This is a genomic window from Glutamicibacter protophormiae (assembly GCF_016894325.1).
Classification (GTDB): domain Bacteria; phylum Actinomycetota; class Actinomycetes; order Actinomycetales; family Micrococcaceae; genus Glutamicibacter; species Glutamicibacter protophormiae.
The window spans coordinates 2,265,351-2,285,582 of record NZ_CP069806.1 but is presented as its reverse complement, the minus strand read 5'-3'; the positions used below and the strand labels follow the sequence as shown (position 1 = coordinate 2,285,582).

The window sequence follows — 20,232 nt, the reverse complement described above, 5'->3', positions numbered from 1 at the left end:
GGAGACAGCAGCCCAGTGGCCTCATCCGAAAATTACAACGCTCGCCACCTCTCGGTTCTTGAGGGACTTGAAGCCGTGCGCAAGCGACCGGGTATGTACATCGGCTCCACCGACTCCCGAGGCCTGATGCACTGCCTGTGGGAGATCATCGACAACTCGGTTGACGAGGCCCTGGGTGGTTTCGGCCAATCGATCAACGTGATCCTGCACAGCGACGGGTCGGTCGAGGTCCAGGACGATGGCCGAGGCATTCCGGTAGACGTTGAGCCAAAAACCGGATTGAGCGGGCTTGAGGTCGTCTTCACCAAGCTGCATGCCGGCGGCAAGTTCGGCGGCGGATCCTACAGCGCTTCCGGCGGCCTGCACGGCGTGGGCGCATCGGTGGTCAACGCGCTGTCCTCCCGGCTTGACGTAGAGGTGGACCGCGGTGGCAAGACCTACGCAATGCAGTTCCGCCGTGGCGAGCCCGGATCCTTCGCGGACAAGGGCCGCAAGAAGTTCGATGCGGAATTCACCCCGCACAAGAAGGCCACCCCTCCGGAAATTATCGGCAAGGCCAAGCGCGGTGTCACGGGTACGCGCATTCGCTACTGGGCGGACAACTACATCTTCACCCCGGACGCAAAATTCTCCTACACGGACCTGCAAGACCGGGCGCGCCAAACCTCATTTTTGGTGCCCGGCCTGCGCATCACCCTGCGCGACGAACGCGGCCTGCCTGATACGCCAGGAGCCGAGGGGCCGCACGAAGAGATCTTCCAGCATGACGGTGGCATCAGCGAGTTTGTCGACTTCCTGAGCAGCGACTCTCCGGTGACCGACATCTGGCGCTTCCACGGCAGCGGTTCGTTCCACGAGAAGGTCCCGGTGATCGACGAGAACGGCCGCAGCCATATCCAGGACGTACAGCGCGTGTGCGAGGTCGATGTTGCCCTGCGTTGGGGAATCGGCTACGACACCACGCTGCGCAGTTTCGTCAACATCATCGCCACCCCCAAGGGCGGAACCCACACCACCGGTTTCGAGCAGGCGATGCTGAAATCGTTCCGCAAGAACGTCGAAGCCAACGCCCGCAAGCTGAAGTTCGGCCAGAAGGACAAGCTGGAGAAGGACGACGTCCTGGCCGGCATGACGGCGGTGCTCACCGTGCGCCTGGCCGAGCCGCAGTTCGAGGGGCAGACCAAGGAAATTCTCGGCACGCCGCAGGTGCGCCAGGTGGTTTCCAAGGTCTTGGAAAAGGCGATGGACGAGCGCCTGGGCTCCAGCAAGCGCAATGAAAAGGCCGAGGCCAACTCCTTGATGGAGAAGGTCGTCAACGAGATGAAATCCCGCGTCTCGGCCCGCATGCACAAGGAAACCCAGCGGCGCAAGACCGCGCTGGAATCCTCCTCGCTGCCGACCAAGCTGCTGGACTGCCGCAGCAAGGAAGTCGGCCGTTCCGAACTGTTCATCGTCGAGGGTGACAGCGCCTTGGGCACCGCCCGGCTGGCCCGCTCCAGCGAGTTCCAGGCGCTGCTGCCGATCCGCGGCAAGATCCTGAATGTGCAGAAGGCCTCGGTCTCCGACATGCTCTCGAACGCCGAATGCGCGGCGATGATCCAGGTGATCGGCGCAGGCTCGGGGCGCAGCTTCGACATCGAGCAGGCGCGCTATGGCAAGATCATCCTGATGACCGATGCCGACGTCGACGGCGCGCACATCCGCACCCTGCTGCTGACCTTGTTCTACCGCTACATGCGGCCGATGATCGAGCACGGGCGCGTGTACGCGGCGGTGCCGCCGCTGCACCGCATTGAGATCATCAACCCCGGGTCGAAGCAGAACGAAGTGGTGTACACCTATTCGGAAGCCGAGATGCAGCGATTGCTGGCGAAGATCGAGGCCGAGGGCCGGCGCTACAAGGAACCGATCCAGCGCTACAAGGGCCTGGGCGAGATGGACGCAGACCAATTGGCCGAAACCACCATGGATCCGCGCCACCGCATGCTGCGACGCGTGAAAATCGAGCATGCCCAGGCGGCCGAGGAGATCTTCGACCTGTTGATGGGTTCGGACGTCGCCCCGCGCAAGAGCTTCATCATTGCAGGAGCCGATGACCTGGAGCGCGAACGCATCGACGTATAGCACCGGTGGAAAAAGGTCCGCCGCCCCCAGTCCGCGCCGTGCGGGCCGGTGGCGGCGGACTTTCTTTTCTTGGCGGTGCAGGCGGCTACCAGGCCAGGAGGCGCGGAGCGATCAGCAGGACGGTCGGGCACACCATGAGAAGCACGGTGCAGGCCAAGACCACGCCGCGCTGCGGTTTGGCCAGCGATTCCTCCGGCGTGAGCAGTCGCTGCAGGCGCCGGGAGGATACTTCGCCGCCAGGCATCCCGACCTGCTGGGCATTGGAGGAACCTGCGCCGGCAGCTCCGGAGGCCTCGGGAGCGGCGGCCGCCGCGACGGTGACGATGGCCTTGAGCAGTGTCTGGCGGCTGACCTGCTCCAGTGCCTTGTCGTCGGCCAGCATCTCGATCAGCTGCCGCACCGCGTCCAGGGACAGCCGGGAGGTCGGCAGCCAGGGCAGCGCCTCGTTCCAGGCCGTGAACGCCAGGATCAGCAGGTCGTGGCGTTGGTCCAGATGCGAGCTTTCGTGAGCGATCACGGCGGCTTGTTCCTCGGGGGAGAGCTTGGTGAGCAGCCCGCGCGACAGCACGGTGACGGACTGGGCGATTCCCGGCACGCAGTAGGCGACCGGCATGTCGTGGTCCAGTACGAGGGTATTGGGACGGGTATCCGAAGGGTTGCTCAGCAGTCGAAGAAGCTGCCGGTGCTTGGCGCGCTGCCTGGTGGTGCGCCACGCGGCGCGGGCCAGCGTGAGAACCAGGTGGAAGCCGAAGAGCAGGGCCGTGCTCAGCGCAAATAGATGCACGATGCCCGGGTAGACGACATCGGGATCACCGGTGATCAGGCGCCATCCGGCAATCAGTGCGGAAATCAGGTCGTTGCCCAGGGGCGCCAAGCCCCAGACCAGCATGGAACCGATCATGGACAGGCCGCCGCCCAGTGCAATGGCCTGCCAGAGCAGGACGGCCTGCACCGGAGCTCGGGAGGTCCATTTTGCCTTGGACAACGCCAACGGCGTTGGCCACGCCAATGCGATAGCCAACGCCGCTAGAAAATATGAGGTGAGAAGCACTCAGTCCCCGAAGTTCGTGTAAATTAGGCGGACTTTACAGTGTCCAAGATAGCACGAAGGGATGCTGCTTCATCTGCTGAAATGCCGCCGATAAAGCGGGCAAGGACGGCTTCGCGATCCTGGGCGGTCCCCAGAGCATCGTTGAGCAGTCCCACAGTGTGGTCCTCGCGGGTCGAGGACGCCGTATAACGGTGAGGCCTGGTGGTACGTTCACGTAGCACGAGGCCCTTCTTCTCCAGTCGTGCCAACACGGTGAGCACCGTGGTAACTGCGAGTTCCTTTGCATCGGTACCAAGTGCCGCAAGATTATCGCGAAGATCATTTGCGGTGAGTGGTTCTGCGGAGTCCCACAGCAGGTCCATGACGGAGCGTTCCAGATCGCCAAGGCTGGCCACTAGGTAGTACCTCACTTGCTTTAGTTGCTGACGCATCAGGGTCCCCGTCGTAATGACGTGAAATCTGGTGCTTGGAAATCTCATTGTAGCGACAATTGACCAATATTTCTACGTGTCGTAAAAGAGGTTCGTGAGCACACTGTTTCCGAATCGTGGAGCATGGGGTGCAGTCCCGGTGGTTACCTTTTCGTTGACTTGGGAAATTTAATTTCCGTAGACGTGAAACGGTTTGCGGGTTTAGAATCGCCCGAACGTCAATTTTCGGAGCTGATTCTCAGGATTGCCGCTCGTGCAAGTGACGCAGTCAACGCGATTTCTACAAGTTGTCGAAATTGATCTAAGGTGATCGTGTGAGCCAATTTCTACCAAGCGTAGAAGTTGGCGGCCAAGTCAACTCGCGACATATATACAGAGGACCCGATGGATGCATTAGAGATTGCCCGGTGGCAATTTGGCATTACAACCGTCTACCACTTCTTGATGGTGCCCTTGACGCTGGGCCTGGGCATGACCGTGGCGGTGCTCCAGACAGTCTGGTACCGCACCGGCAATGAACAGTGGCTGCGCATGACCAAGTTCTGGGGCAAGCTGTTCCTGATCAACTTCATCATGGGCGTCGCCACCGGCATTGTCCAGGAATTCCAATTCGGCATGGCCTGGAGTGAATACAGCCGATACGTCGGAGACGTGTTCGGCGCCCCGCTGGCCATGGAAGCCCTGCTGGCGTTCTTTGTTGAGTCAACTTTCCTCGGCCTGTGGATCTTCGGCTGGAAGAAGCTTCCCAAGCTGGCCCACCTGGCAACGATCTGGTGTGCCGCACTCGCCTCGCTGCTCTCCGCCTACTTCATCCTCGTCGCCAACTCATGGATGCAGCATCCAGTCGGTGCCGAAATCATCGACGGCAAGGCCGTGATGACCGACGCCTGGGCGGTCTTCACCAACAACACCGCACTGATCACCTTCCCGCACACGCTCTTCGGCGCGTTCGCCGTTGCCGGCGGATTCCTGCTGGGCATCTCCTGGTTCCACCTCTACCGCCGCCGCAAGGAAGGCATTGATTCCGTCGACGCCCAGGGGCGGGTTGTCGTGGGAGAAGACCTGAGCAAGGGCAAGAACCGCGACAAGACGGACTACCAGGTCTGGATCAAGTCGCTGCGTATCGGCGCCGTCGTCGCCTTGGTCTCGTTCCTCGGCGTCGCGCTGACCGGCCACGAACAGGCCAAGCTCATGTTCGAGCAGCAGCCGATGAAGATGGCCTCCGCGGAAGCTGCCTGCCACGACGGCACCGGCTTCTCGGTGCTGACCCTGGGCGACATCACCACAGCGGGTTCAACCAACTGCGATGACATCGTGGCGACCTTCGAGCTGCCGGGCCTGCTGTCCTTCCTGGCCAATGGCGACTTCACCACCGAGGTCAAGGGCGTGAATACGCTGATTCCGGAATACCAGGAAAAGTACGGCAAGTACTACCCGGAAGATCCGAACTTCGGCCCGTACGCCGGCCAGGAGATCAACTACCTGCCCGTCATGGAGGTCACCTACTGGGGATTCCGACTGATGATCACCCTGGGCGGGCTGTCCGCAGTGACCGCGGCGCTGGCCCTGTGGCTGACCCGCAAGGGCACCGTCCCGCAGAGCAAATGGCTTTCGCGCCTGGCGCTTTTGAGCATCGCGGCTCCGTTCGGCGCGAACTCCGCCGGCTGGATCTTCACCGAGATGGGACGCCAGCCGTTCACCGTGGCGCCGAACCCCCAGATGGGCGGAATCGACCAGGTGTTCATGTATACGGCGGCCTCGGTCTCGCCGACGGTCAGCGCGGGGGAGATGCTCTTCTCGCTGATCACCCTGACGCTGGTCTACGGCGTGCTGCTGGTGGTCGAGCTGGTGCTGCTCACCCGGTACATCCGCGGCGGCATCGGAGCGGCCATGCCGGAGCTGAATGAGACACCGGATACCAAGAATCCCGACGGTTCGGGCCATGACAAGAACGACGACGGCGACGTACTCGCCTTCGCCTACTAGTCCGCACCGAACAAAGGAGAAACACCATGGATTGGCTACCAGCACTCTGGTTCATCCTCATCGCTGTGCTCTGGTGCGGCTACCTGTTCCTTGAAGGGTTCGACCTGGGCGTGGGAATGCTCATCGGCCTGGGACGAAACACCGAGAAGCGCAAGCGCGTCCTGCTGAACACCATCGGCCCGGTCTGGGACGGCAACGAAGTCTGGCTGCTCACCGCCGGCGGCGCGACCTTCGCCGCCTTCCCGCACTGGTACGCCTCGCTGTTCTCGGCGCTGTACATCCCGCTGACCCTCGTGCTCGTGGCGCTGATCTTCCGCGCCGTATCCATCGAGTACCGCGGCAAGGCCAAGACCGCCCGCTCGCTGAAGCTGTGGGATGCCGCCTTGGGCTACGGGTCGCTGGTTGCGGCCTTCGGCGTGGGCGCCATGCTGGCGCTGACCACCCTGGGGCTGCCGCTGAACGAGAACGGCGACCGCGTGGGCGGACCCTTCGCGTGGCTCACCTGGTACGCGGTGCTCGGCGGCGTGGCCGTCGTGGCCTTCTGCTGGATCCACGCGCTGGCCTTCGTCCGGTTGAAGACCGACGGTCCGGTCCGCGAACGCGCCGGCACGCTGTTCACCCGCTGGCTGCCGCTGGCCGTGCTGCCGCTGGTGGCCTGGGTGCTGATCGTGCTGCTGGAGAACGACTCGGCCGTCGGATGGGCCCTGCTCGCCGTCGCGGCGCTGGCCCTGGTCGTCAGCATCGCCACCGCCCGCGCCGGGCGTGAAGGGGTTTCCTTCATCGCCCTGGGCCTGATGCTCGCCACCGGCGTGGCCGCGATCTTCACCGCGGTGTTCCCCGTCGTGCTGCCCTCCACCCTGGACCCGGCGTTCAACCTGACGATCTACAACGCTTCCAGCTCGCCCTACACGCTGAAGCTGATGAGCATCGTCGCCGCCTTCGGCGTCCCGCTGGTCCTGGCCTACCAGTCCTGGAGCTACTGGGTCTTCCGCAAGCGCGTCAAGGAGGAGCACATCCCCGAGGCGCACCACCCGGAACCGATCGTCAAGTAGCACGCCCCACCGCGGCGACCGAAAGGAACGCACCCCATGCGCACACCGCGCTTCCTGCCCCGTGAGCTGATCGCTCCGCGCCAGATCGTGATCCTCACCGTGTTCTCGGTGCTCAAGACCCTGGGACTGGTGCTCACCGCCTACGGGCTGGGCCAGTGGATCGCGAACATGGCTTCCGGCCTCGGCAACAGCCCGCAGCTGCTGATCCTGGCCGCCGCCGGCGTGCTGGGCCGGGCCGCAGGGGTGTGGGGGCTGAACACCGGGGCGCGGCGCATGGGGCTGGGGGCCAAGGAGCGGATGCGTGCCACGCTGGTGCACACCGCGGCGAGCCGGCCGGGCATCGTCCCGGCCGACTCGGCCGAGCACTCCGTTCCGGTCACCGCAACCCTTGCAAGCCACGGCATCGACAAGCTCGATGACTACTTCACCAAATTCATTCCGGCGCTCATCGGCGCCATGGTGCTCCCGGCGCTGCTGGGCATCTACATCCTGTCCCTGGACTGGATCAGCGCGGTAGTGCTGCTGCTGACCATCCCGCTGGTCCCGGTCTTCATGGCCCTGATCGGGCTGCACACCCAGGACACCCTGGCCGCCTCGCAGTCCAAGCTCGACGCGCTGGCCCACCAGATGTACGAGCTGGCCCAGGGCCTGCCCGCCCTGCTGGGCCTGGGCCGCGCCCGCCGCCACGGCAACGCCATCGCCGCCGTCAGCGAGAGATACCGCCAGGCCACGATGGCCAACCTCAAAACCGTTTTCCTCTCCAGCTTCTGGCTGGAACTGATCTCCACCCTCTCGGTGGCCGTGCTGGCCGTGATGATCGGCGTGCGCCTGGTCGGCGGCAACATGGAACTAGCCCCGGGCCTGGTCATCCTGATCCTGGCCCCGGAGCTGTTCTCCGCGCTGCGCGAGGTCGGCTCCGCCTACCACGCCGCCGACGACGGGCTGGCCTCCTACCAGCGCTACCGGGCCATTACCGCGGAACAGGACAACCACCAGATCCTCTCCCTGGTCCCCGTGACCCCGGGCAGCCTGCTGGAACTGCGCGACGTGTCCATCGGCTACCGCGCCGGCGAACCGGTGCACGAGCACCTGGACCTCACCCTGATGCCGGGTCAGCGCAAGCTGCTGTCCACTGCCAGCGGCACCGGCAAGACCACCGTGCTGCGCCTGATCGCCGAGGCCTGCACCAGCGACAACAGCTTCGACGCGGACCGGGTCGGCGGACAGGTCTACGCGGGCAGCCAGCTGGCCGTCATCAGCCAGCACCCGCAGTTCAACGCCGCCACCGGCACCGCCCAGCTGGCCCAGGACGTCCCGGACGCCGACGAGCGCCTCGCCGCCGAGTTCTCCGCCCGGCTGGAGCTGGACTCCATGCTGCCCCGGCAGATCGCAGAATACTCGCCGGGCGAACTGCGCCGGCTGGAGGTGCTGCGCGCCCTGCTGCGCCTGCACAGCGTGCCCGAATGCCGCCTGCTGCTGGCCGACGAACCCACCGCACACCTCGATGCAGCCAACGCCGCCGCCGTGCGCCAGCTGCTGGCCGAGCTTCCGGAGGGCACCGCGGTGCTGGTGGCCAGCCACGACCCGCTGCTGGCGGACGAGCCCGCGCACAAGCTGGAATCCGGCGCGCCGCAGGCCTCCCATCCCGCCCCGGCCCCGACGCACCCGGAGCCCGCGGACCCGCCGGCGGCCGCCGCCGCCGCAGCAGCCCCGGCCGGGGCCGCGCCGCGCTTCAACCCGCTGCGCGAACTGTTCTCCGGCTACTCCTCAGCCCGCAAGGCCGCAGTCTATGGCACCATCGGCGTCCTGTGCGCCGTGGCCCTGTCCGCGCTGAGCGGCTGGCTGATCGTCGAATCCAGCTACCAGCCGGCCATCTTGCACCTGACCGTCGCCTTCGTCATGGTCCGCACCCTGGGCATCGGCCGCGCCGCCTTCCGCTACCTGGAACAGCTGGCCATCCACGACGCGGTGCTCGCCTATGCCGGGGCGCTGCGCGAGAAGATCTGGACCTCCATGGTCGCCAACCCCGCCCGCTGGGGACTGGTCAGCCGTTCCTCGGTGGTGCTGCGCTTCCTGCTGGCCGAGGTCGACGAACTGCGCGACCTGCTGGCCCGCGTGCTGTTTCCCCCGATCCAGGCCGTCGCGGTCTGGACCGCCGGCATCGCCGTGCTGTTCTACCTTCAGCCCGTCTTCGGAGCCGCCGCGCTGGCCGCCGGGCTGCTGCTGGCATTCCCGGGCCGCTGGCTCGTGCGCCGGGTCGAGGGCCTGCACCTGGCCCGCCAGCTGGCCCACCGGCTGTCCGTGAACCAGAGCGTGCTGGGCATCCTGCGCAACCAGGGCTCGCTGCGCGCCTACGGGTCGCTGACCCGGGCGCTGGAAAAGCTTTCCCGCGAGGAATCGGAAAACACCGCGGCCGCCCGGCGCCACGCGCTCGGCCAGGGCCTGGCACCGGCCCTGGGCGCCCTGCTCAGCGGCGCACTGGCCATCGCCTGCGCGGGGCTGTCCACCAGCTCGGCCTCCTTCACGGCGCTCGCCGTGCTCCTGGCCCTGGCCCTGGGTGAATCCGCCACCGCGGCGCTGGCTGCGGTGCAGCAGGGCCGGGCCCTGAAGGAACTGACCACGGCCCTCGGTTCCCGGGGCGTGGGCGGCGGGGAGGCGGCGCAGGCCGGCCTGCGCGAGAACTCCCCGGCCGGGGCCCCGGCGGTATGCGGTTTCGTGCTGGAGGACGTGTCGCTGGGCTACGGCCCGCAAGCCCCGGTCGTCGAGCAGCTGACCGCCCGCATCGAGCCTGGCCAGTGGACCGCGCTGACCGGACCGTCCGGTTCGGGCAAATCCACGGTGCTCACCGCGTTGCTCGGGGCGCTGCCGCTGGAGGGCGGGCGCCTGGCCGCGCTGGACGCCGATGGGCGGGTGCACCCCTTCGCCGCAGCGAACCCGGACTCGGTGGCATGGTGCCCGCAGGAGGCGCACCTGTTCGACTCCACGCTGCGCCGCAACCTGCTGCTGGGCGCCGCCGACGAGGCGCAGGTATCCGACGCGCAGCTGCGGGACGTGCTGGAGCAGGTCGGACTGGGCGGCTGGCTTGCCGCCCAGCCCGAGGGCCTGGATACCCGCATCGGCACCGGCGGCCACCGGCTTTCCGGCGGCCAGCGCTGCAAGCTCGCCGTCGCCCGCGCCCTGGTGGGCGGGCACCAGGTGATCCTGCTGGACGAGCCCACCGCGCACCTGGGCCAGGACGAATCCGTCGAACTGATGCAGACCCTGCGCGCTGCGCTTGAAGGACGCACCGTCGTGCTGATCACCCACGATGAGCAGCTGGCCGGCGACTGCGAGGGCAGGATCCGGCTGCAGGCCAAGCTGGCCCCCGCCGCCTGACACGGCGCACCGCCTGACACGGCGCACCGCCTGACACGGCGCACCGCCTGACACGGCGCACCGCCGGCCGCAGGCCGAACGCAGACAAGCCCGGGACCGGTTCATGCAGAACCGGTCCCGGGCTTGTCCGCTGCCATCTGCCGATGGCCGGCAGGAACTGCTAGAGCACGACCCCGCCGTCATCGAAGGGCAAGGTGTCCTCGCCCGGCTGCACCGACGGACGGGTCGACGGCGCCGCCGGAGGCAGCGGGGATGAGGCCGGCGCCGCAACGGTGCCCAGGTTCAGTGAACCGCCCAGGATGTTGATGCTCTGCGCCAACGGGGCGCCCGAGCCGTCGCGCTTGCCGAACTCGGTCGGCAGGGCACGCACCACGCCGGCCGCGGAGCTGGCGCGGGCCGGACCGTGCCCGGCATAACCCAGGACCAGGTAGTCCTCGCCCTTGACGAAGCGGTGGGCGCGCACGCCGGCCGTGGCGCGGCCCTTGGCGGGGAACTCGCTGAACTCGGTCAGCTTCACCGACTGGCCGGAGGTGCCCGGCAGGGTCTGGGAGCCGGCGGCGATGGTCGCCACCACCGCATCCTCGGCTCCGGCACGGACCACCCCGAAGTAGATGACCTTGTCCTCGGCGCCGAGCTTGATGCCGGCCATGCCGCGGCCGGTGCGGCCCTGGGCGCGCACGGCGGAAGCGCCGAAGCGCAGCAGCTGCGCCTGGCGGGTCAGGAACACCAGCTCGTCCTCGTCCTCGGCCGGGGCCGCGGCCACCACCGTGTCCCCGTCCTTGAGGGTGATGGCCTCGAACTCGTCGCGGTTCAGCGGGTAGTCCGGGGTCACCCGCTTGACCACACCCAGCTCGGTGCCGATGGCGACGACCTTGTTCAACGGCAGCAGCGCCACCGCCTGCTCGCCCTTGGGTAGCTTCAGGAAGTCGGCCACGGCCACCCCCTGGGCTAGCTGCGGGAAGCCGTGCATTTCCGGCAGCACCGGCACGTCGATCAGCGAGATGCGGATCATCCGGCCGGTGGAGGTCAGGGCGCCGATCTCGCCGCGCGCGGTGGACGCGACCTGGGAGAGCAGCACGTCGTGCTTGATGCGGGCCGCGGAGAAGTCCAGTGCGGCGCGGTCATGGGTGCGGGCGATCTGGCCGGTGGCCGAGAGCAGCACCCAGCAGGGGCTGTCGGCTACTTCCATGGCCAAGGTGGCTTTCTTGCCCGAGCCGACGGCCTCCGGCAGTGCGGTGCCCTTCAGCGGCTGCAGCTGGGCGCTCTTGGAGAGCTTGGTGCGGCGCGGGGTGCCGAAGGTCTGCGCCATCTCGTCCAGTTCGCTGGAGACCAGCTCGCGCAGCAGCGCATCGGAGTCCAGGATGGCGCGCAGCTCTTCGATCTCCTTGCGCAGCTGCTCGGCCTCGGTCTCCAGCTCCAGCCGGGAGTACTTGGTCAGCTGGCGCAGGCGCAGCTCAAGGATGTGGTTCGCCTGGGGCTCGGAGAGGTCGAAGACCGTCATGAGCCGCTCGCGCGCCTCGGCCGTCTGTTCGGAGGAGCGGATGATGGCGATGACGTCGTCGATGTCCACGATCGCGATCAGCAGGCCCTCGACCAGGTGCAGGCGGTCCTCGCGCTTGGCCAGGCGGAAGGCGGTGCGGCGGCGCACCACGTCCACGCGGTGGTCCACGTAGACGGTCAGCAGTTCGCGCAGGCCCAGGGTCTGCGGCTGCCCGTTGACCAGCGCCACGTTGTTGATGCCGAAGGAGTCCTCCAGCGGGGTGTGCTTGTAGAGGCTGGCGAGCACCGCGTTCGGGTTGAAGCCGTTCTTCAGCTCGATGACCAGCTTCAGGCCGTTGTGGCGGTCGGTCAGGTCCACGACGTCGGAGACGCCGGAGATCTTCTTGTTGTTCACCCCGTCCTTGATCTTCTCGATGATCTTTTCCGGGCCCACGCCGTAGGGCAGCTCGGTGACCACGAGTGCGGACTTGCGGGCGGAGACCTTTTCCAGGGCCACGGTGGCGCGGGTGCGGAACAGGCCGCGGCCGGTGCGGTAGGCGTCATGGACGCCGTCGAGCCCCACGATCGTGCCGCCGGAGGGCAGGTCCGGGCCCGGCACGAACTTCATCAGGTCCTCGACGGTGGCATCGGGCTCCACCAGCAGGTGCTGGGCCGCCGCGACGACCTCGCCCAGGTTGTGCGGGGCCATGTTCGTGGCCATGCCCACGGCAATGCCGGTGGTGCCATTGACCAAGAGGTTCGGGAAGGCGGCCGGGAGCACTTCTGGCTGCATGAACTGGTTGTCGTAGTTCGGGACGAAGTTGACCACATCCTCGTCCAGGTTCGCCGTCATGGCCACCGCGGAGGCCGCCAGCCGGGCCTCGGTGTAGCGGGCGGCCGCCGGGCCGTCGTCCAGCGAACCGAAATTGCCGTGGCCGTCAATCAGCGGCAGGCGCAGCGCGAAGTCCTGGGACAGGCGCACCATCGCGTCGTAGATGGCGGTGTCGCCGTGCGGGTGCAGCTTGCCCATCACCTCGCCGACCACGCGGGCCGACTTCACGTGGCCCTTCTCCGGGCGCAGTCCCATCTGCGCCATCTGGAACAGGATGCGCCGCTGCACCGGCTTCAGGCCGTCGCGGGCATCGGGCAGCGCACGCGAATAGATGACGGAGTAGGCGTACTCCAGGAACGAAGATTCCATTTCGCTGGTGACATCGATGTCGACAATGTTCTCCACGAAATCCGCGGGGAGATCTTCAGACTTCTTTCGAGCCATGACCCTGTAATTCCTTCATCTGCATAACTTTTCGCTTAAGTCGCCGGCTGATCGTGTTCCTACTGGGCACAATGTCGAAGTCGCGACTATCCTAAGCCTATGGTGGATCGTAAACTTTCGGTGGCATATCCGGCCCATTGGGAAGCAGACGTGGTGCTTCGAGACGGCACCACAGCACATCTTCGGCCGATAACCCCGGCTGACGCGCAGGGTTTGCAGGACATGCATCATAAGCAATCCGAAACCTCGGTTTACCTACGCTATTTTACGTACAAGTCCTCGCTGACCGCGAAAGAGCTCGAGCGCTTCACGAATGTCGACCATGTGAATCGCGTCGCCTTTACCGTTTTCCGCGGCAGCAACATCATCGGCGTGGGCCGCTACGACCGGCTCGACGACCCCACCGAGGCGGAAGTCGCATTCAACGTGTCCGACGCCTACCAGGGCACCGGCATCGGCTCGATCCTGCTGGAGCACCTTGCCGCGGCGGCCCGGGAGAACGACATCACCCGCTTCACCGCCGAGGTGCTGCCGGAGAACCGCAAGATGCTCACGGTCTTCTCCGACGCCGGCTACGCGGTGGCCCGCCACTTCGAAGACGGCGTGGTCATGCTCGAATTCCCGATCAACCCGACCGAACGCTCCCGTGAAGTGACCGAGGCGCGCGAGCACCGCGCCGAGGCCAGCTCCGTGGCCGCCATGCTGGCCCCGCAGTCCATTGCGGTGGTCGGCGCCAGCCGCACCTGGGGCAAGCTGGGGCACCGGGTCCTGGACCGCCTGGTCGAGGGCGGCTACACCGGAGCCACCTACGCGGTGAACGATGCCGCGCTGGAAGTCGGCGGGCACCTGGCCTACGGCAAGGTGTCCGAGATCCCGGGCCCGGTGGACCTCGCGGTGGTCTGCGTGCCGCGCGACCAGGTGACCGGCGTCATCGAGGACTGCGGCGCCCACGGGGTCAAGGGACTGGTGCTGATGACCGCGGGCTACGAGAACGCCGATGGGCTGGCGGCACAGCGCGAACTGGTGTCGCTGGCGCGCGCCAACGGCATGCGCGTGGTCGGGCCGGCGTCGCTGGGCCTGGTCAACACGGACCCCGAGGTGCGCATGACCGTCACCGGAACCACGGTGCAGCCCACCGCCGGCAACGTGGGCCTTTTCAGCCAGTCCGCCTCCATGGGAGCGATCCTCCAGGGGGTCAGCGTGCAGCACGGGGTGGGCGTGAGCAGCTCCATCTCCTCGGGGCTGCGCGCCGACGTCTCCGGCAACGACGCCATGCAGTATTTCGAGGACGATCCGCGCACCGACCTCGTCGCCATGCACCTGGAATCCTTCGGCAACCCGCGCAAGTTCGCGCGCATCGCCCGGCGCCTGGCCCGCAGCAAGCCGGTCATCGTCGCCAAGTCCGACCTGCTGGGCCGCCGCCTTCCGCCGGGGCATTCGGTCCGCGTGGGCCAGGCCCCGCCCGGCGCCCTGAACGCGATGCTGCGCCAGTCCGGGGTCATCCGCGTGCAGTCCGTGGAAGAGCTCATGGACGTGGCGGGCCTGCTTTCGGTCTACAAGGCTCCGGCCGGTCCAAACGTTGCCGTGCTCTCCAACTCGCTGACCCTGGCCGAGGTGGTCTGCGACGTCGCCGAAGCATGCAAGCTGAAGGCCACCGCCGACCACCGGGAACTGGACTACACGCTGGGCCAGTCGCGGGTGCTGCCCAAGCTGCGCGAACGGGTAGCGGAGTTGGTCGCGAATCCCGAGGTGCACGCGGTGATCCTCGCCCACCTGTCCTATTCGGGCATTTCCACCGAAGCTGTGCTGGAGGTGCTCCGTGAATTCTCCACCCAGCCCAAGCCGGTGATCACTGTGCTGCCCGGGCAGATCGACCGCAAGATCGCTGGGGGAGTGCACCACGGGGTGCCGGTCTACACCTCGCCGACCTCCGCCGTCGGGGCGCTGGGCAAGGCCTACGGCTACCGCCAATGGCTCGACATCCCCTTCGAGCCGCTGGTCGAACCCGAGGGGCTGGACGTGGAAGGCGCCGCGGACTACCTGCACCAGCTCTCCGCCGGGATCCCGGGCACCGAGCTGCGCAAGCTGAGCACCGAGCAGACCACGAAGCTGCTGGGCTTCTACGGCATCAACATCTTTCCGTCCCAGGTGGTGCATACCGCGCAGGAGGCCGTCGACGCAGCGAAGTCGCTGGGCTGGCCGGTGGCGCTCAAGGCCAACGACCCGGACCTGCGCCAGCGCCTGGACCTGGGCGGGGTGCGCCTGAACATCCCGGACGCCGAGACCCTGCGCGCGGACTTCACCCACATGAGCGAGCTGATGCGGCAGTACGGCGTCGACTCCCTGGAGGTGCAGTCCATGGCCTCGGCCGGGCAGGCCTGCGTCGTGAAAGCCATGGAGGACCCGCTGCTGGGCCCGGTGGTCTCCTTCGGGCTCAGCGGGGACGCGGTGAACCTGCTCGACGACTGGGCGCACGGCGTCGCGCCGTTCTCCGCCACGGATCTGACGCTGCTGATGCACCGGCCGCGCAGCAGCGCCCGGCTCTTCGGCTACCAGGGGCTGCCCGCGGTGGACCTGGACGCGCTGCGGGACTTCATCACCCGCGTCTCGCTGTTCAAGGACAACCATCCGGAAGTCACCATCGCGCAGTTCGCCCCGGTGTCCGTGTCCGCCGATTCGCTCAGCGTGCTGGGGGTCAAGCTGCGCATCGGGAATGCCGAACGGCGCACCGACAGCATCCGCCGGGCGCTGCGCGGCTGAGCGGCAGGACACGAAACCTGAAACACGGCGGCGCACTGGGTAGAATTGGATCATGAGCTCTGCAACCTATTCGACGACTGCCGGTGCCGACCTCCAGCATGACCTGGTCCGCGCGGGCTTCTACCCGCAAATGGTCCAGGACGTGCTGGCCGAAGCAATGCTGGACTTGCCGGTAGTGGACCACTTCCTGCATCTGGAGACCCATTTCGACCACACCGAGGTCCACCGCCACATCACCGTCATGGTGCGCAGCGAGAAAGTGCTGTTCATCGTGCACGTCGACGACCAGCAGCTGGACGACCACGGCCACGACGTGATGGCCCAGGTGTCGGTGGAAATGATCAGCCTGGCCCGCATCGAGTCGGTGGCGACCAGCTACGTCTACCACCAGCCGCAGCATTACAGCAGCGGCGATCTGGTGCGCGAGCTGACCTTCGGCATGTCCTGGGACGGCACCAAGCGCATCGACCTGGCTCCGGCCGAGTGCGCCGACCCGCAGTGCGAAGCCGACCACGGCCTGAACGGCACTTCCCAGCCCGAGGACCTGGTGCTGCGCGTGAGTTCCGAGGCCGACGGCCAGCGTGCGGTGGACAAGGCCCGCGAATTCGCGGTACGCCTGCGCCTGGCGACGATCGCCTAGGGACGCCAAGCCAACGTGACTGACTCCTCCCTGCCTGTCCCCGCCCAGAAACTTCCCGCAGCGCCGGCCTACGGCGCAGCCACCCTGTCGGAAATCCTGCCTTCGGCGGCCCACGCACTGGGCATCCCGGGTTACTCGAATCCGCTGGGCCTGGAACCCACCAAGCGCGTCGCCGTGATCATGGTCGACGGCCTGGGCTGGAACCAGCTGAAATCGCACCTCGGACACGCGCCGTTCCTGCGTCCGCTGTTCGAGCGCGCGCAGAAGCTGGGCACCGGTTTTCCCTCCACCACCGCGACCTCGCTGTCCAGCCTCTCCATCGGACTGGCTCCCGGCCAGCACGGGATGCTCGGCTACGACGTCGTCGACCCCGCCCGGCGCCGCGTGGTCAACCAGCTCGGCGGGTGGCCCGGCGACCTGGACCCCGTGGCCTGGCAGCCGTTGCCCACGGTCTTCGAAAAGGCCGCGGCACACGGCATCCACGCCGCAACGGTGTCCATCGACCAATTCTCCAACTCGGCGCTGACCCGAGCGGCGCTGCGCGGCCCGAAGTTCGTCGCCGCGCGCCAGCCGGCGGCCCGGGCCCGCGCCACCGCGGAGGTGTTCGCGGCGCAGCGCAACGCGCTGGTCTACACCTACTTCAACGAGCTGGACAAGGCCGGGCACAAGTTCGGCGTCGATTCCCCGCAGTGGCGCGATACGCTCGAAGAGCTGGACTACGTCATCAAGAACCTCGTCTCGCGCCTGCCGGAGCAGACCACCGTGCTGATCACCGGCGACCACGGGATGGTCGACGTGCCAGCATCGCAGCGCATCGACTACAGCCTGCAGCCCGAACTCATCGAGGCCGTGGAGCTGACCAGCGGCGAGCCGCGCGGGGTGCAGCTGACCTTCGCCGCCGGCACGGATGCGGCCCAGCGGGCCAAGGTCCGCGAGGCCTGGCAGCGCGCCTACGGGTCCAAGGCCTGGATCCTCAGCCGCGAGGAGGCCGTGGAGCTCGGGTATTTCGGACCGGTCCGTCCCGAATTCCTGCCGCGCCTGGGTGACCTGATGATCCTGGCCGCCGAAGCCATCGCGTTCTACGACGGGCGCCGGGTCAAGCCGATGGCCTTCGAGATGGTGGGGCAGCACGGCTCGCTCACCGCGGCCGAGCGTTTCGTCCCGCTGTTCGTGCACCGCACCGCCTAGCTGGCGGGGTAGCCGCACGCAAGAAACCCGGGAGCAGCCAGCTGGCTGCTCCCGGGTTTCTGGTATTCAGTGCGGGGCGGGTGCGGACCTAGGAGTCGGTATCCTTTTTGCGCTTGCCGAACATGATGTCGTCCCAGCTGGGTACGGAAGACCGCTTGGCCTTGCGTCCGGCGCCGTCCTCGGAAGGCTCCTCGGCAGGCTTCGGGGCCGAACCGGAGGACTTGTCTGCGTCGGTGACGACCACCAGCTGCGAGGTGCGCGGAGAGATGCCCTGCGGCAGGTGCGGCAGCGACTCGTCCTCCTCGGCGTCGTACTTGCTCATGCCCCGCTCGATGATCTCGTTGTAGCGGGCCTCGCGCTCCGGATCCTGGTCCTTGGGACGCTGGCCGCGGCGGGCGTTGAGCAGGGATACCAGCTCTTCGGTCTCATCCGGTTCCGGGGCGGCCGGAGCCGCGGGTTCCTCGACCTGCGAGATGGCCGAGACCGGGCGGAAGTACTCCGGGGCGACCTGTTCGCTGAGGGTCTGGGCCCAGCGGTTCAGGTTGCTCAAGGTCTTGCGGGCCGGGGCGAAGGACCAGCGGGCCACATTGTCCGGCTGCGGCAGCGCATTGTCCAGTTTCTCGACATTGTCGGCCTGCAGCGGCGAATCGAATTCAACGGTGACGATCCACTGTCCCTCGGGATCCTTCCACGAGTTCCAGCGGGCCGTGAGCGGATTGATATTCAGCTGGTGCAAGCGGTGGGCGACCATGGAGCCCAGATCTGCGGGCTCCTCTCCGAAGACTTCGCGGTACTCTGCATCAGTCTGTGGCCCGGAAACCTCCACGCGGCGGGCCAGCTCGGCGATGTGCTCGCGCTCGGCCAGCACCGGCCCTTCGTACTTGACGATCGACTCGACGGGAACGTCCCACTCCAGCGACAGATCGTAGGCAGAAGCACCCGCGCGCACGCGGGCCTGGATCTCCCTGGGGGTGTGCACCGAGGATTCATCACGGTTGCGCGGCGCCCTGGAACGAGCGATTTCGGCCATGGCACTGCGCAGGGCATCGTCAACGGGCAGCTCGAAGCTCATCCCGTCGTCGCTGCTGACCTGCAGACTGGAACCATTTTCATGAATTCCTACCAGTCTCAGCTGACGCATTACTACCCTCCACACGGTTCATTTACTGTGTAAAACTTTGCCACTTGTCGCCCGATTTTCCTACCACCGGGCGGGGCGTGGCGCAAGATTAGTCGACAAGTTCACGCAGAAAGTTGCGTTCGGGCTTCCGCCGTGGGCATAGCCCGCCGAACGCGGGCAGTTTCCGGGGCCTTCGGACGTTATACTTCTATGCCGGAATGAAATTCCCTTCCGCGGATTGACGTCCACTTCATCGCCTGCAGGAAAGAGCTGACAATCACCATGGCCACACAGTCTGCCGCCGTCCACCTGGCCGAAGCCGAGAAGGCGCGGGCCCGGGAAATTGCCGCGCTCAAAGCCGGGAAAACCGCGGCAATGGCGAACTTGATCGATGAATCGGAATCCGAGCTGGCCGAGCTGTTCATCCTGCCCGGGGGAGAAGCCCAGTCCGAAGAGGCCAGCATCGACATCGTGCCGGAGCAGGCCGACGAGTTCACCTGCGCATCCTGCTTCATGGTGCGCCACCGCACCCAGCTGGTGCGCGAAGCGGGCGGGCAGAAGTTCTGCGCCGAATGCGAAGGCTGAGCGGCCCCGCCTCCTGCCTGCGTGCCGCCATCCCGGAGCGCGCAAAAGCACCCCGGACCCCGCCTTGCGGCGGGTTCCGGGGTTCGATGCGTTGCGGGGAAGCCTAGGTGTATTACCCACAGAGGTTGAGAACACGATCAGCCGGCGCCAGACCCTTCAGTGCAGTATGTCCTCGACGGTAGTTGTAATAGTCTAACCACCCCTGGAACGCGGCAACCCGCTCAGCCTCCGTGCGGTACGACCTGGCATACGCCCATTCCTCCAGCATCGTCCGGTTGAACCGCTCCACCTTGCCGTTGGTCTGCGGCCGATACGGGCGCGTGCGCCGGTGCTTCACCGCTGCCCCCAGCGCGTCCCTGAACGCGTGGGACCGGTAACACGCCCCGTTATCGGTGAGCACCTGACGCACCGTGATGCCCAGCGAGGCGAAGTAGGCGTTGGCCCGTTCCCAGAACCCGGCCGCGGTTTCCTTCTTCTCATCTTTCAGGATCTCGGTATAGGCCAGGCGCGAGTGGTCATCCACCGCGTTGTGCAGGTAAGCGTAGCCAGGCCTCCTGTTGGCGGCGGTCCGGGTTTTGTTCCGCTTCCCGGCCGCCCGGCCCAGGACCTGGTGGCCGCCGCCGTCGGGGATCCGCCCGAGTTTCTTGATGTCCACGTGGATCATGTCCCCGGGCGCCTTGTGCTCGTAGCGGCGGATGCACCGGCCGGTAGCCCGGTCCTGGAAGGACAGGCGGGAGCACCCGTACCGGGAGAGGACCTTGTGCACGGTGGAAGGGTGGATGCCCAGGTGGTAGCCGATGCGGGCCGGTCCCCAGCGGCGGTTCACGCGCAGGGCGATGATCCGTCGTTCGGTGCGGGTGCAGGTGCGGTGCGGGCTGGTGTGTGGCTGGCTGGAGCGGTCGTGCATGCCTGCTGCGCCGTGCTCGCGGTAGCGGGTGGCCCAGCGGTTGGCGGTGCCGACGGAGACTTGGAAGCGTTCAGCGGCACGGCGCAGGGACCAGCCGTCCTCGACGATGCAGCGGGCGAGCAGGGTGCGGCCTTTGGGGGTGAGGGTGGCGTTAGGATGGGACATGGAGAAGACCTCTGGGTTGTCGTGAATGTTGTCGCAAACACCACTTCACTCAGGGGTCTTCTCTTTGTCACTGTGCCACGCCGTGTGTTCTTA

The 20,232-nt window shown here is 66.8% G+C and carries 13 protein-coding genes; 8 read left to right on the top strand and 5 right to left on the bottom strand.

Annotated features, from left to right (window positions below; genetic code table 11):
• Positions 1 to 15 precede the first annotated feature (15 nt).
• A complete protein-coding gene (locus tag JQN66_RS10650) occupies positions 16 to 2,124 on the top strand; it encodes a DNA gyrase/topoisomerase IV subunit B (RefSeq protein ID WP_204674866.1) in 2,109 nt (702 codons plus the stop codon).
• 85 nt (positions 2,125 to 2,209) lie between these two features.
• Here JQN66_RS10650 and JQN66_RS10645 read toward each other — a convergent pair whose 3' ends face one another.
• A complete protein-coding gene (locus tag JQN66_RS10645; protein WP_204674864.1) occupies positions 2,210 to 3,175 on the bottom strand; it encodes a M56 family metallopeptidase in 966 nt (321 codons plus the stop codon).
• Positions 3,176 to 3,198: 23 nt separating this feature from the next.
• Positions 3,199 to 3,570: a BlaI/MecI/CopY family transcriptional regulator gene (locus JQN66_RS10640; protein WP_188946710.1), complete on the bottom strand. Its 372-nt coding sequence runs from the start codon at positions 3,568 to 3,570 to the stop codon at positions 3,199 to 3,201.
• A 420-nt stretch (positions 3,571 to 3,990) separates the two neighbouring features.
• Between JQN66_RS10640 and JQN66_RS10635 the strand changes: the two genes are divergently transcribed.
• The 3 genes from JQN66_RS10635 to cydC are packed head-to-tail and all read left to right on the top strand — an operon-like array spanning position 3,991 to position 10,019.
• Complete coding sequence (locus JQN66_RS10635; RefSeq protein WP_204674862.1) at positions 3,991 to 5,592, top strand: cytochrome ubiquinol oxidase subunit I; 1,602 nt, start codon at positions 3,991 to 3,993, stop codon at positions 5,590 to 5,592.
• 26 nt (positions 5,593 to 5,618) lie between these two features.
• The gene (gene cydB, locus JQN66_RS10630; protein ID WP_204674860.1) at positions 5,619 to 6,644 is read left to right on the top strand and encodes a cytochrome d ubiquinol oxidase subunit II; all 1,026 of its coding nucleotides are present in this window, start codon (positions 5,619 to 5,621) and stop codon (positions 6,642 to 6,644) included.
• Between the two features lie 36 nt (positions 6,645 to 6,680).
• Positions 6,681 to 10,019 (top strand): thiol reductant ABC exporter subunit CydC, encoded by a 3,339-nt coding sequence (cydC, locus tag JQN66_RS10625; RefSeq protein WP_204674858.1) that lies wholly within the window; start codon positions 6,681 to 6,683, stop codon positions 10,017 to 10,019.
• A 160-nt stretch (positions 10,020 to 10,179) separates the two neighbouring features.
• Here cydC and JQN66_RS10620 read toward each other — a convergent pair whose 3' ends face one another.
• On the bottom strand, positions 10,180 to 12,774 hold the full coding sequence (locus JQN66_RS10620; protein ID WP_188946714.1) for a DNA gyrase/topoisomerase IV subunit A: 2,595 nt from the start codon (positions 12,772 to 12,774) through the stop codon (positions 10,180 to 10,182).
• A gap of 99 nt (positions 12,775 to 12,873) precedes the next feature.
• On the opposite strand from JQN66_RS10620, the gene JQN66_RS10615 reads away from it, so the two are divergent.
• From JQN66_RS10615 to JQN66_RS10605, 3 genes are read left to right on the top strand one after another with little or no spacing between them, the layout of a single operon-like run.
• Positions 12,874 to 15,534, top strand: coding sequence for a bifunctional acetate--CoA ligase family protein/GNAT family N-acetyltransferase (locus tag JQN66_RS10615; protein ID WP_188946715.1), 2,661 nt, complete (start codon positions 12,874 to 12,876; stop codon positions 15,532 to 15,534).
• A gap of 52 nt (positions 15,535 to 15,586) precedes the next feature.
• On the top strand, positions 15,587 to 16,174 hold the full coding sequence (locus JQN66_RS10610) for a DUF5998 family protein (protein WP_188946716.1): 588 nt from the start codon (positions 15,587 to 15,589) through the stop codon (positions 16,172 to 16,174).
• A 15-nt stretch (positions 16,175 to 16,189) separates the two neighbouring features.
• The gene (locus JQN66_RS10605; protein WP_204674856.1) at positions 16,190 to 17,362 is read left to right on the top strand and encodes an alkaline phosphatase family protein; all 1,173 of its coding nucleotides are present in this window, start codon (positions 16,190 to 16,192) and stop codon (positions 17,360 to 17,362) included.
• An 88-nt stretch (positions 17,363 to 17,450) separates the two neighbouring features.
• Here the strand turns inward: JQN66_RS10605 and sepH are convergent, their stop codons facing one another.
• Positions 17,451 to 18,503 carry a septation protein SepH gene (gene sepH / locus JQN66_RS10600; protein WP_204674854.1) on the bottom strand — a complete coding sequence of 351 codons (1,053 nt, stop codon included), beginning with the start codon at positions 18,501 to 18,503 and terminating at the stop codon, positions 17,451 to 17,453.
• A gap of 261 nt (positions 18,504 to 18,764) precedes the next feature.
• Here sepH and JQN66_RS10595 point away from each other — a divergent pair, with 261 nt between their 5' ends.
• Positions 18,765 to 19,067 (top strand): DUF4193 family protein, encoded by a 303-nt coding sequence (locus tag JQN66_RS10595; protein WP_204674852.1) that lies wholly within the window; start codon positions 18,765 to 18,767, stop codon positions 19,065 to 19,067.
• Positions 19,068 to 19,179: 112 nt separating this feature from the next.
• Here JQN66_RS10595 and JQN66_RS10590 read toward each other — a convergent pair whose 3' ends face one another.
• Entirely contained in the window at positions 19,180 to 20,139 is a 960-nt protein-coding gene (locus tag JQN66_RS10590; protein ID WP_204674850.1) for an IS481 family transposase, read from the bottom strand.
• Positions 20,140 to 20,232: the final 93 nt, after the last annotated feature.

Coding starts and splice junctions, on each gene's coding strand:
- JQN66_RS10635 (WP_204674862.1), top strand. CDS start 3,991: ATGGATGCATTAGAGATTGCCCGGTGGCAATTTGGCATTACAACCGTC.
- cydB (WP_204674860.1), top strand. CDS start 5,619: ATGGATTGGCTACCAGCACTCTGGTTCATCCTCATCGCTGTGCTCTGG.
- cydC (WP_204674858.1), top strand. CDS start 6,681: ATGCGCACACCGCGCTTCCTGCCCCGTGAGCTGATCGCTCCGCGCCAG.
- JQN66_RS10620 (WP_188946714.1), bottom strand. CDS start 12,774: ATGGCTCGAAAGAAGTCTGAAGATCTCCCCGCGGATTTCGTGGAGAAC.
- JQN66_RS10615 (WP_188946715.1), top strand. CDS start 12,874: ATGGTGGATCGTAAACTTTCGGTGGCATATCCGGCCCATTGGGAAGCA.
- JQN66_RS10610 (WP_188946716.1), top strand. CDS start 15,587: ATGAGCTCTGCAACCTATTCGACGACTGCCGGTGCCGACCTCCAGCAT.
- sepH (WP_204674854.1), bottom strand. CDS start 18,503: ATGCGTCAGCTGAGACTGGTAGGAATTCATGAAAATGGTTCCAGTCTG.
- JQN66_RS10595 (WP_204674852.1), top strand. CDS start 18,765: ATGGCCACACAGTCTGCCGCCGTCCACCTGGCCGAAGCCGAGAAGGCG.
- JQN66_RS10590 (WP_204674850.1), bottom strand. CDS start 20,139: ATGTCCCATCCTAACGCCACCCTCACCCCCAAAGGCCGCACCCTGCTC.